We start from the raw sequence: 11,888 nt of genomic DNA on the forward strand, positions 1-11,888 counted from the left end.
GTTACCCTCGCTCGACTTGCAGCCAAAAGGCTTGCCTGCTCTCCCTCCTGCCATCTTTTAATCCGTCGAACTCACGTCAGATTAGTGAAATATAACGGGCAACGTTACTAAGAAGTTGGTATTGAAAGTTGATGGCTCTCCCAATAAAGCTGCTCGATTGCCCTTCGTCGAAACAAACAGGCACCGCTCCGGCGAGAAACAAAAGGCTCAAATCCAGCTTCTATCAACCGAGAATTCGCTACTTTTTGCGAGCAGCCTAAAAATTTAGACGCCTCACTGAGCGGTAACAATTGCTCCCCAAATCGAGCTAAAACCGTTTCATCGTCTTCGTTATGAATTTCTTTTAATAGCCGTTCTGCAAGCAGCCAACACGCGATCGTATCTGCCTCTGCCCGGTGAGATTCTTCCACCGGAAATTGAAAATGCTGAACCAAATCCGGCAGTTTGCGCGACGGCAACTCAGACAGCATCAATCGAGAAAGGATCACCGTACACAACCGCTCAGACTGTGGGCGATCGTAGGGAATCCCAAGTCGCTTATACTCGCCCTGAATAAACGGATAGTCAAACGTAATGTTGTGGGCTGTAATCGTGCCCTGACTGAGCAACGGTAAAAACTGCCGCCAGACCTCTTCTGCTGGCGGAGCCGTATCCACCATTTCTTGAGCAATGCCCGTAAATTTTGTAATCATCGGCGGCACATCCACGCCAGGGTTAATCAGGCTGGTTTGCTGATGCAAAATGCCATCCTTCAAACTTGCCTGAATCACGGAAATCTCAATCGCCCGCGATCGCGGCGGCTTGTGTCCCGTCGTTTCAAGATCCACCACTGTTAGTGCTCTTCCAGTCATGCCCCGATAATACGCAAGCAAATCTGTTGATAAAACAGGCATACTCTCAATTCTCACCATAAAACAGAAATTCGCAACCTGGGATCAGACATTACTCTAATCTCAAGTCGCGAATCACCCATCAGACGCTACGCCCTACTTCGAGGATGTAGCTCTTGCAGAGGAACGCTTGTTGCCAGGGTTAGCCGATGGCGCTCTGCCCCCTCGCTTGACCGGCTTCGGCTTGGGTACACCAGAGCGGGTATACTCTTCCTCAACCGGGTCACTTCCCATCGTCAGCCATGCTGGGCGAGTCTTATCGTAAATCATCTGCAACGCTGCCGCCGCGATCGTATGAGGTTCATACTCTTCGGAAAGCTGAGAGACGATCGGCAAAAATGACGCCATTCGCTCACCCGACAGGGCTTCGCGCACCTGACCTTGCAGCTTCTCTAAATAGCGACCTTCAATTTCCGCACGAGTCGGAATGGATTTGAACTCCAAGCGCTGACGCACATGATGCTCAATGTCCCGTAGCTTGCGGCGATCCATAGAGTGGATCAGTGAGATGGCTGTTCCTTCCTTGCCCGCACGCCCGGTGCGCCCAATCCGGTGAACGTAGTTTTCAACACTATCGGGCAGATCATAATTAATCACATGAGTTAAGTCATCAACGTGAATGCCCCGAGCCGCAATGTCAGTCGCAACTACCCAGCGAATCTGCTGCTGACGGAACCGAAGCAACAGCCGCTCACGCTGACTTTGGCTTAAGTCGCCGTGGTACTCATCTGCACTATGCCCCGCTTCTTGCAACAAGCTAGTCAGTTCAGCCGCCGCCCGACGAGTGCGGACAAAGATCAGCGCCGATTCAGGATCTTCAAGTTCCAAAATGGGCAGCAGCGCGCGCGATTTCGTCCATCCACGAGGGACAGAGTAAGCAACTTGATTAATCCGATTCGGGGCCGCTTTGGTCTGTTCTACGGTCACCGTAATCGGCGATCGCAAGAACTTTGCGACCAGTTTACGAATCGACGGCTCCATAGTCGCCGAGAAAAAGGCAGTCTGGCGATCCGCCGGAGCCTGATTGAGAATCTTCTCCACATCCTGAATAAAGCCCATATTCAGCATTTCATCTGCTTCGTCAAGCACCATCCAAGTCAGTTTGTCAAGCTTGAGCGCGCCCCGAGACAGCAGATCAATCACCCGTCCTGGGGTTCCGACCACGATCTGAGCACCGCGCCGCAGACCAGAAATCTGCTGCTCGATGGACTGTCCGCCATAGATCGTGACTGTCTTAATGCGGCGGTCTTCGTTAAACTCACGAATGGCTTGACAAACCTGCATGGCAAGCTCGCGCGTCGGCGTCAAAATTAGGGCTTGCACTGCCTGCACAGTAGGATCAATTTGCTCCAAAATAGGGAGCGCGAATGCCGCCGTCTTGCCTGTTCCCGTTTGCGCCTGCCCAACCACATCACGCCCCGCCAACAGATGGGGGATCGCTTGTGCTTGAATCTCAGTCGGAGCGGTAAAACCAACCTGCTCTAACTGTTGAATGCGGGTTTCAGATAATCCGAGGCTTTGAAATGAAAGGGTCATTAACATCTCCTGTAAAAGGTGAAGACATGCGCCAAACAGGGCAATCGGGACACGTCAGACATAGAGTGCGGTAAAAGAACCTCTGGCAGAGCGACCATTAGCCTGGTCTTGGCATACTGCCATAAATCTATCGTCTAACCAGCAGGGGTAATGCCGGGCTGACTCATGTCAGCCCCCATAATTCTGCTGAAATTGCCACTCAGGGCGCACCAACGGTGAACTGTGGACTTGAAAAGTGTGCGGGAAATCGAACCTTGGGGATCGTGAACGAAGGAAACGGGGCTGTTCTCGATTCGCTCTAAAAAACTCTTATCGAGCCGTGAGCAGCGAGGGCTGTACCAAATCGGCGGCGGTGGCAACGCGACCGTAAAGATCGTAGATGTCGGCATCCACGATCGCCACTGGGACAAGGGAGCCTAACGACGCTTCTCCCTGGACGTAAACGAGTCCATCTACATCAGGAGAAGAGCGGGCAGAGCGCCCGACTAGCTCACCCGTCGCTGGGTTTTCTTGCTCAATCAACACGTCCACTACTTTACCAATCTCTGCCCGATTGCGTTTGAGCGAAATCGGCTGCTGAAGTTGCATCAGGGCATCCCGACGCGCATCCATAACAGGCTGGGGCAGGTGATCGCTAAGATCATACGCAGCGGTTCCTTCCTCCGAAGAGAACGTAAACACGCCAAGATGATCAAACTCATGACGCTGCACAAACTGTCGTAAGTGGGTAAAGTGCGCGTCTGTTTCACCGGGAAATCCGACAATCAGCGTAGTTCGCAAGACTGCATTCGGAATCGCGGTCTTAATCCGCTCAATGATGCCATCATTGACGCGCCCTTGCCAGGGGCGATTCATCATTCTCAAAATCTCAGGATGAGAATGTTGAAGCGGCAAGTCTAAATAGGGCAGCACGTTTGAAGTTTCTTGGATTGCCCGAATCACGGTTGGCGTGAGACCGGTGGGATAGGCATAGTGCATCCGAATCCAAGGAACATCTACGGTGCCCAGTGCCCGCAGAAGCTCGGCTAACTTTGGCTCTCCGTAGAGGTCAAGCCCGTAGTTGGTCGTAATCTGAGAGATTAGGATAATCTCTTTAACTCCTTCTGCGGCAAGCTGGTTGGCTTCTGCGACGATCGATTCGATCGAGCGCGATCGTTGCTTTCCTCGCAGGTGAGGAATAATACAAAACGCGCATCTATAATCGCAGCCTTCAGCAATTCTCAGGTAGGCTACCCCTTCGGCGGTGGTTCGATACCGGGGAGTCGTCTCATTGGCGATGTAGGTCGGTTCGGGCGAAACTTCGCTCACCCGCTCACCTGCTTCGGCTCGTTGAATCACGTCAACAATTTTATGATAGTCCCCTGTTCCCACAAGAGCAACCGCTTCTGGTAATTCGTCGAGCAACTGTTCCTGAAAATGCTGCGCCATGCAGCCCGTAATTACAATCTTTTTATCGGCTTCTGCTAGCTCAACCAGCGTGCGAACTGATTCTTCTCGCGCGGCTTGAATAAAGCTACAGGTGTTAACGATAACAAAATCTGCGATTTCTTCATCGGTATCAACGGCGTATCCGGCTTGGGCGAGCAAGCCAAGCATATGTTCTGTGTCAATTCGATTTTTTTCGCATCCCAAATGAGAGAACGCGATCGTCGGCTTATTGCCCATGTAGTTAGAACTGAGGAAGTAAAGTAAGGTCAATCAGAGTCAGAAGCCGTGGCGATTACAATGCAAGCGTTCTCTAAAAACGGCTTGTCGCGACGGTTGACCCCTCGCTTTACCACCCCATCTCCACAATCTTTTATCAAATCTTGCGTCAATGGATACAGACAGATGCAATCGCTGTCACACTAGACCCCTATCATAGCGTAGATCTGTAATTATTACGTTCTGTTAAACTGTTTTTTCGAGTAGAGCGATCAATAACCCAAATTTCAGGCACAGCAATCCATTATAGCCACAAACATGTTCTTTCGGCAGACCAAAATGATGAGCGCACAGGTTGCCTAAACAGTAGCTTTGCCAGAGGGGTGGGCAACCTATGGGCGATCGCAACCCAGGTGAGACGCTAGCGAACCGAGAAGGCTTCGCTAAAGCGGCGAGTGACAGGTTCGATGAGGAACGACAAAATCGATTTCTTGCGCGTGACAATATCTGCCGTTGCTGCCATGCCCGGCGTCAACTCTACCTCTCGCCCCCGAACGGGAATCACTGTTTTGCTCAACAAGATTTTGGCAGGAAATACCGGGCCCAGATCACGCCCATTTTCGTCTCTCTCGACGACAGCATCAGGACTCACATCCAAAACTTCGCCTTCAATCACGCCAAACTCTTGATAGGGAAACGTCGCTAGTTTCACTTTGGCTTTCTGCCCAGGGTGAATAAAGCCAATATCTCGATTCATGACTTTGACTTCTAGCACCAAGTTCTGCTCGCTTGGAGAGACAGAGAGCAAATCTTCTCCTGGCTGGATCGAACCTTGTGTGGCTTTGACGTTGTAGATTGTGCCATCGAATGGCGATTTGATGGTTTCGCGATCGCTCTGCTGCTTTTTGGCAACGTCAATCTCGCCGAGTTTTCTCGTGAGTTCTTCTCGGCGTTGCTTTAGCTGAGTCAAAATCTCGCCTTGGCGCTGAGGTGCTAACCCTTGAGCCGTGCTTTTTGCGCCTTCATAGGCTTGCTGTGCTTGTTGAATGCGATCGCGCTGAGCCTCGATTTCTTTTTGCAGCGTGATGATTTGGTTTTCAGCCTCTGCGATCTGGTTGGCAGCGCTTGTAACTTGCTGAGAGGCTTGCGCCACCTGTTGTCTGGCGTTAAGCAATTCTAGATGAGGCACAGCACCACTGTTTTCTAAACTGCTGAGGCGGCGCTCTCGCTCTCGTGCGATCGCTAAACTTTTCTCTGCATCGACCCTGCTCAACTTTGCGTTGTTTAACGTGGCATAACCGCCCGTTAAGTTTTCTTGAAACCGCTCTAACCGACTTTGAGCTTCACTCACGGTTGCGACTTGGCGATTGGCTTCTGCCACGGCTGTTGCTTGCCGACCTAAAAATTCTTGCTGCCGCGCGGCTTGCAGTTGGTTTTGCTCTGTATCTCCGGCGGTTGCTTGTCCTGCGTTTTCGGCCTCTAATCGGGCGATGTCTTCCTGAATTTTTTTGGCTTCGTTGGTCAAGCTTTCAACATTGGTTTCGGCTGCGCCTGGATCGATGGTGATTAGCACATCGTTTTTCTTAACAATATCTCCCGCTTTGACTTTAATATCAGTGATTGATCCAGCACTGGTTGCCCGCAACGGACGAACTTCTGTAGATGGAATCAGCTTTCCATTGGCGTTGGCAACTTCATCAACTTCGCTAAACTGCGCCCAAGCGATCGTGCCCACAACTAATGCAGTGATTGTTCCGGCTAGAAACCGCGTGTACAGAGGTGGCAACTCTTGAACTGCCTTACCGAGTTCGTAGGATAATGACTCTTCTGGATTGGCAAGACGTTGTTTGACCTGCTGAGATTGAGCCGGGTTAGAGGATAGGGAAATCTTCATGTCTATCTGAGGTACAGCATTGAAAAGCGTTGCGATCGCTCTTGAGTTAGGAGGTAAATTTGCAGAGCGCTATTAATATTAAGGCGCAGTTTTCCCAAGTTGAATTACTTTTTCACACTGAACTTATGGACTATTTATTCAGCCTCCTCCGGGTGATCCTTCATACGCTTCAGCCGCTTTTAGTGCCCCTCTGCTTTGTTGTGGCATGGGGATTTATGCTGCTGCTAGTTTGGAGTGGGTATACCTCCGTTCGAGAGACGATCAGAAAGGCTAAGCGTCTGCATCAAATTCCCTGTGCAAGCTGCGAGTTTTTGACGGGTGATTACAATCTTAAATGTACAGTGCGACCAACGGATGCGCTATCAGAAACTGCGATCGCATGTCCTGATTATTCTCCTAAATAACAGTATTCTAAAACCTATCCACCCCTGCGATCGCTTGGCTCGGAGCCGATCGCGCTGCTTCGCCGCACGTCCGAGGCGTTGGAAATATCTTCGTGGGGTTGGCAATGCCGTGGGGATCAAACGCTTGTCGAACCCACTGCATAGTTTCTAGATCCGCCGACGTAAACATTTCAGGCATATAACAGCGCTTGTCTGCGCCGATGCCATGTTCGCCAGAAATACTGCCCCCCACCTTGACACAGAGCTTCAGGATCTCGCCGCCTAGTTCTTCTACCTTTTCCAAAGCTCCGGGTTCTGCATTGTTGTACAAAATTAAGGGATGCAAATTTCCATCTCCGGCATGAAACACATTGGCTACCTTGTACCCATGCTTTGCGCCCAAGGCTTCGATTTCTCGCAATACATACTCTAGGCTTGTGCGAGGAATCACCCCATCTTGCACATAATAATCAGGACTCATTTTGCCCATCGCCGCGAAGGCAGCTTTGCGTCCTTTCCAGAGGGTCAGGCGGTCTTCAAGATCGGTTGCGATCGCAACGTTGCGCGCCCCGTTTTGCCGACAAATCGCTGCCACCCGCTGAGCATTGACCTCTGCCTCAACCTCTAGCCCGTCTACTTCGATCAACAAAATAGCTTCTGCATCACGAGGATAACAATTGGTTTTGACCACATCTTCCACCGCATTGATGCTCATGTTGTCCATCATTTCCATGCCGCCCGGAATGATGCCGGCGCTGATGATGTCTGAAACGGTTGCGCCTGCGGCTTCGATGCTGGTGAAATCAGCGAGTAGGACGCGAATCGATTCGGGCGTTTTGAGAATTTTGAGGGTGATTTCTGTGGCGATGCCAAGCGTTCCTTCCGAGCCGACAAACACGCCGGTGAGATCATATCCAGGCATTTCCGGCAGGTCGCCCCCTAGATCGACGATCGCACCATCGGGCAACACGACTTTCAACCCCAACACATGATTGGTGGTGACGCCATATTTGAGGCAATGCACCCCGCCCGAATTTTCTGCCACATTGCCGCCCACCGAACAGATAATCTGACTTGATGGATCAGGTGCGTAATAAAATCCGGCTCCGCTCACCGCTTGGGTAACCCAGCTATTGATCACCCCCGGTTGAACGACAACGCGCTGATTTTCCAGATCGACGCTGAGAATCTGCCGCATCAGCGCGGTGACGATCAGAACACAATTTTCGATCGGCAATGCGCCCCCCGATAAGCCCGTCCCCGATCCGCGCGCCACGAAGGGAACCCGATAGCGATCGCACACCTTGACGATCGCCGCAACGTCTTCTGTGGTGCGCGGCAAAACAACGACAGCAGGACGTTCTCGATAGCTAGTCAGACCATCACATTCATAAACCAGTAATTCTTCTCGTTTGCGAACGACGCCATTTTTGCCTACGATCGCCTCAAATTCTTTGACGATCGGTTGCCAGTCTTGCCCAGTCTCTAGCGCGATCATACATCTGCCCTTTAGAACCCTAATACCCAATTGATTGTTCACTGCGACAGATCCTCGACCCCTCTGCCTACGGCATCCCCCCTTATTTATTAAGGAGGGACTTTCCGGCTCCTCTCCTGAATCAGGAGGATTGGGGGAGATCGCAGGTCTGTAGCATTTACAGATTAATTTGGTATAACCTTACCGTACCGCACTCCCTCGCTCTCTAACGACAAATCGCTATTTTCGCTCAACCAGTTGCCAGCCTTCAACGGTTGCCATGATTTCGTCGTTGGGATGGGGCAGTTTTGCCAGGTTTGGATCAATCCACGCGTAAGCGTCTTGGCGCTGGGTTGAAAATGCACCGATGTTTGGAGTGTAGAAATTGAGCAGGAGATAGGTTTTACGATCGCGGCGATTCAACCCATCCGGCTCCACCACAAAATCAATGGGTTGCGATCGCAAAACGGCTTGCACCTGCGGTTGCTGTAAGGCAGTTTTCAGGTTTGGGCTGTAGTTGCCCCAAAGTCCGGTCAGGTTCATGGTTGCTAAGGCAAGCCACGAGGTCAGGAGCAAGCCTGCCATCCACTGCTGAGATGCGCGAACAAGCCCGCTGATCGCCGTTCCTAGCCACCCCAACCCCACGATTACTCCAATCAGGGTGCCTCGCTCGGCTAGGTTACCCCAGCGATTTTGAAGGGGCGGTGTTTGAGCACCGATCACCAGTGCTAGCACGATGATGGCTAAGCCTCCGATCAGAAGATTCAAGCCTGTGATAAACCGGCGAGGGTGAGCCATGTGGTGTAGCCCAACGAGATGATCTAGTGCGATCGCGCCGAGCAGACCCACAAACGGCATCAGTTGAAGCGGGTAGTAGTGGGTTTTTGTTCCGAATGAAGTTAATTCAGCCAGTAAAATGAGCGGATAGCCCACTAACAGCAAACCTGCTTGATTGGATTTTACTAAGTCTCGAAAGCGGTGATTTTGCAGCACCAATCCGACGCCACCTACCGCAAAAAACACCCACGGAAACCCGTTGGCTGGGATATTCCAAACATAATAAAATCGACCTGCCCCTAGATACGTCTGTCCACCTAGGTGAAAGAGTTTCCCAAACAGTTGCTCTAAGGGCGCAAGGCTGCCATATTGTCTAACCGCCGCGACCATCCAGCCGATGGGAGGAATGGCACCCAGGGCTAATCCGCCATATAGCCACGGATTGAGCAGATGGCGATGGCGAATCGTGTAGGGCAAGAGCGCGATCGCGGCGGGGATCACCATAAACCCTTTGATCAAAAACCCCACTCCAAACGTCGAACCCGCCAGAATGTACCAAAAAGGGCGCTTGTTTCCACCCGCTTCGAGCAACGCCCAAATTCCCACCAGTTCGATCAAGACTAAAACAGCGTCTTGAGTCGCGAGGCGTCCGTACTGCACCACGAGAGGAATAACACTAAAGATTGCGGCTCCGAGCCATGCTAAGCGAGGGTTGAGCAGAAAACAGCCGATCCTGTAAGTCAGCAAGACTGAGAGAATCCATGAGATCGCGCTGGACAATCGTGCTGTCCCTTCACTCGTGCCAAACAACCAATAGCAGCCCGCAATCAGCCACTGAATGCCAATCGTGCGATCGAAGCTATAGCCCTCCCCCCACTGCGGCGTCACCCAATCTCCGGTCAGCAACAGCGATCGCGCCTGCATCGCATAAATTCCTTCATCGTGAGCCATCAGGCTCTGTTGAGGGCTGCGGACGAGAACAAGCGGCAGTACCCAAAAGAGTAATGTGAAGTAAGGCAGGAGGGAGGAGGGAGGAGGGAGGAAGGGTAAGAGCGTTTTGAGTCGTTTCGATAGATCACTCCGCCTGCCGCTCCAATCGTGATTCATTCCTCACCCCTCAGTTCGCGATTATCCGCCAAATACCGCCCCGATCGAGCGCCCGATGTTGCTTGGCTGCATCGCATCGACCGCCGCCGTGGGTTCGTAGCCGCAATGTACCATACAGTCTGCACATTGCGGGTTGCCGCTCTTACGACCGTATTGGCTCCAATCGGTGTTGTCAATCAGTTCGCGGAAGGTCTTGTAATGCCCTTCATTTAGCAGATAACAGGGCTTTTGCCATCCCAAAACGCTATAACTAGGGCTTCCCCACGGCGTGCATTCATAATCTTTGTCCCCCGTTAGAAAATCTAGAAATAGCGGATTGTGGTTAAACACCCACGATCGCTTGCCTGCCTTAAACGGCGCAAGAAGTTCCCGGAACAGCGCTTTCGTTTGTTCGCGCTGGAGGAAATGGTCTTGATCCGGTGCCCAATCGTAGCTGTAACCCGGAGAAATCATCATTCCGTCGATCTTCAAGTCACGGCTGAGAAAGTCGAAGAATCGCTGCATCTCCTCAACATTTGCACCTTCAAAAATCGTTGTGTTGGTTGTCACGCGGAATCCTTTTGCCTTCGCGGCTTTGATCGCATTGACCGCCGTATCGAAAATGCCTTTGCGATCGACACATTTATCGTGCCATTCCCGCATGCCATCGAGGTGAACGCTGAAGGTGAGGTAAGGCGAGGGCTGGAATTTGGCGAGGCTTTTTTCTAGCAAAATGCCGTTGGTGCAGAGGTAGACAAATTTCTTCCGTGCCACCAAACCGCGTACAATCTCATCAATTTGAGGATGCAGCAACGGTTCGCCCCCCGGAATCGACACCACGGGCGCACCGCATTCTTCCACTGCTGCAAAGCATTGTTCGGGCGTCAGATTTTGCTTGAGAATCTCGACAGGGTGCTGGATTTTGCCACATCCTGTGCACGCGAGATTACAGCGAAACAACGGCTCAAGCATCAGCACGAGCGGAAATTTCTTGCGCCCTGACAGTCGCTGCTTGACCAAATAAGAACCCACTGAAATTGCTTGCTGTAACTGAATAGCCATAAATTTTAGAGACTCCTCACGGGGGTAGGGATGAGGGATGAAGTGAATGTAGAAGCCCAGGGGCGATTGAAGATCATTGCCGTTCACCGTTCCCTCTTCAGTTCTCTTGGCAAAGCGGTGCCGCAGGTGCCCTTCATCCATCATCCCGTTTTTGCGTAACCTTTCGATACAAACCAGTTTACGGCATCTTTCAAAGCAGTGGGGATAGGGGTTTGGGGTAACCCAAGGTCGCGGATCGCTTTTGTTGCATCGTAATACATCGGGTGCTGCGCCATCCTCACTCCGTCGATAGGGATAGAGGGGGCTTTGCCGAACCGAGTTAGCACTTTTTCATCGATCCAGGCGACGCTGAGGGGAATCCAGGCAGGTAGCGATCGCACGGGTGCGGGTAGCCCAGTCAGTTGACTGAGAGAATCGAGGAATTGTTTCAGTGACAGGTTTTGATTGCCTAAAATGTAACGTTCTCCAGAGATCCCTTTTTCCCACGCCAGAAGATGCCCCCACGCCACATCCTCAACGTGAATAAAATTGAGTCCGGTTTCCACATAAGCAGGCATCCGACGTTGGAGAAATCGCAGAATCATCTCTCCGGTTGGGGTAGGTTTAATATCCCACGCCCCGATCGGCGTACTTGGATTGACGATCACAATGTCTTGTCCAGCGTTGGCAGTCTTGATCGCTTCTTGTTCTGCCCAGTATTTCGATTGTTTGTACGCGCCGACTAATTTTTCGACAGGGGACTGATAAAGCTCACTGGCAGGCTGACCAGACGGATCAACCCCGATCGCCGCGACAGAACTGGTGTAAACCGTCCGCCCTATTCCGGCTTGTTTGGCGGCAGCTAAGATATTGCGAGTGCCGATCACGTTGCTGCGGTAGAGGACGCTCTGATCGCGTTGCCACAGGGAGTAGTGAGCGGCGACGTGAAACAGAGCATCGCATCCAACGAGCGATCGCACCAAATTTGGATCAGTCAAATTCCCGTTGACAAGCTCAAGATCCAATCCTTGTAAGTTATCTAACGCGCTACTCGGTCGCACGAGTGCTCGGACGCTATGACCCTGTTGCAGCAGCAACCGGACTAAGTTTGCGCCCACAAATCCGGTGCCGCCTGTGACAAATGCTTTCATAAGAGTTAA

General features: G+C 51.7%; 9 protein-coding genes. 1 reads left to right on the plus strand and 8 read right to left on the minus strand.

Going from position 1 to position 11,888, the window contains the following annotated elements:
• Nucleotides 1-107: 107 nt before the first annotated feature.
• The 4 genes from GS601_RS16145 to GS601_RS16160 all read right to left on the minus strand — a co-directional run bounded on the left by GS601_RS16145 (nucleotide 108) and on the right by GS601_RS16160 (nucleotide 5,964).
• Nucleotides 108-893 (minus strand): 3'-5' exonuclease, encoded by a 786-nt coding sequence (locus GS601_RS16145; protein ID WP_162424324.1) that lies wholly within the window; start codon nucleotides 891-893, stop codon nucleotides 108-110.
• A 93-nt stretch (nucleotides 894-986) separates the two neighbouring features.
• Nucleotides 987-2,426: a DEAD/DEAH box helicase gene (locus GS601_RS16150; RefSeq protein WP_162424325.1), complete on the minus strand. Its 1,440-nt coding sequence runs from the start codon at nucleotides 2,424-2,426 to the stop codon at nucleotides 987-989.
• Nucleotides 2,427-2,735: 309 nt separating this feature from the next.
• Entirely contained in the window at nucleotides 2,736-4,124 is a 1,389-nt protein-coding gene (gene rimO, locus GS601_RS16155) for a 30S ribosomal protein S12 methylthiotransferase RimO (RefSeq protein ID WP_338017057.1), read from the minus strand.
• A gap of 367 nt (nucleotides 4,125-4,491) precedes the next feature.
• Nucleotides 4,492-5,964, minus strand: coding sequence for a beta-barrel domain-containing protein (locus GS601_RS16160; RefSeq protein WP_162424326.1), 1,473 nt, complete (start codon nucleotides 5,962-5,964; stop codon nucleotides 4,492-4,494).
• Nucleotides 5,965-6,089: 125 nt separating this feature from the next.
• On the opposite strand from GS601_RS16160, the gene GS601_RS16165 reads away from it, so the two are divergent.
• Entirely contained in the window at nucleotides 6,090-6,368 is a 279-nt protein-coding gene (locus GS601_RS16165; RefSeq protein ID WP_162424327.1) for a hypothetical protein, read from the plus strand.
• Between the two features lie 7 nt (nucleotides 6,369-6,375).
• Here the strand turns inward: GS601_RS16165 and glcD are convergent, their stop codons facing one another.
• The 4 genes from glcD to hpnA all read right to left on the minus strand — a co-directional run bounded on the left by glcD (nucleotide 6,376) and on the right by hpnA (nucleotide 11,879).
• On the minus strand, nucleotides 6,376-7,887 hold the full coding sequence (gene glcD, locus GS601_RS16170; protein WP_338017058.1) for a glycolate oxidase subunit GlcD: 1,512 nt from the start codon (nucleotides 7,885-7,887) through the stop codon (nucleotides 6,376-6,378).
• 177 nt (nucleotides 7,888-8,064) lie between these two features.
• Nucleotides 8,065-9,708 (minus strand): ArnT family glycosyltransferase, encoded by a 1,644-nt coding sequence (locus GS601_RS16175; RefSeq protein ID WP_162424328.1) that lies wholly within the window; start codon nucleotides 9,706-9,708, stop codon nucleotides 8,065-8,067.
• Between the two features lie 21 nt (nucleotides 9,709-9,729).
• Nucleotides 9,730-10,893 (minus strand): adenosyl-hopene transferase HpnH, encoded by a 1,164-nt coding sequence (gene hpnH, locus GS601_RS16180; protein WP_238393307.1) that lies wholly within the window; start codon nucleotides 10,891-10,893, stop codon nucleotides 9,730-9,732.
• Nucleotides 10,890-11,879 carry a hopanoid-associated sugar epimerase gene (hpnA, locus tag GS601_RS16185; protein WP_162424329.1) on the minus strand — a complete coding sequence of 330 codons (990 nt, stop codon included), beginning with the start codon at nucleotides 11,877-11,879 and terminating at the stop codon, nucleotides 10,890-10,892. The genes hpnH and hpnA overlap by 4 nt, the downstream gene beginning before the upstream one ends.
• Between the last annotated feature and the right edge of the window lie 9 nt (nucleotides 11,880-11,888).

This window comes from Myxacorys almedinensis A, assembly GCF_010091945.1.
Taxonomy (GTDB): Bacteria; Cyanobacteriota; Cyanobacteriia; order Leptolyngbyales; family Leptolyngbyaceae; genus Myxacorys; species Myxacorys almedinensis.

Bases quoted from the DNA above. Each gene is read 5' to 3' on its own strand.
- GS601_RS16145 (WP_162424324.1), bottom strand. From the start codon at position 893: ATGCCTGTTTTATCAACAGATTTGCTTGCGTATTATCGGGGCATGACT.
- GS601_RS16150 (WP_162424325.1), bottom strand. From the start codon at position 2,426: ATGACCCTTTCATTTCAAAGCCTCGGATTATCTGAAACCCGCATTCAA.
- GS601_RS16160 (WP_162424326.1), bottom strand. From the start codon at position 5,964: ATGAAGATTTCCCTATCCTCTAACCCGGCTCAATCTCAGCAGGTCAAA.
- GS601_RS16165 (WP_162424327.1), top strand. From the start codon at position 6,090: ATGGACTATTTATTCAGCCTCCTCCGGGTGATCCTTCATACGCTTCAG.
- GS601_RS16175 (WP_162424328.1), bottom strand. From the start codon at position 9,708: ATGAATCACGATTGGAGCGGCAGGCGGAGTGATCTATCGAAACGACTC.
- hpnH (WP_238393307.1), bottom strand. From the start codon at position 10,893: ATGATGGATGAAGGGCACCTGCGGCACCGCTTTGCCAAGAGAACTGAA.
- hpnA (WP_162424329.1), bottom strand. From the start codon at position 11,879: ATGAAAGCATTTGTCACAGGCGGCACCGGATTTGTGGGCGCAAACTTA.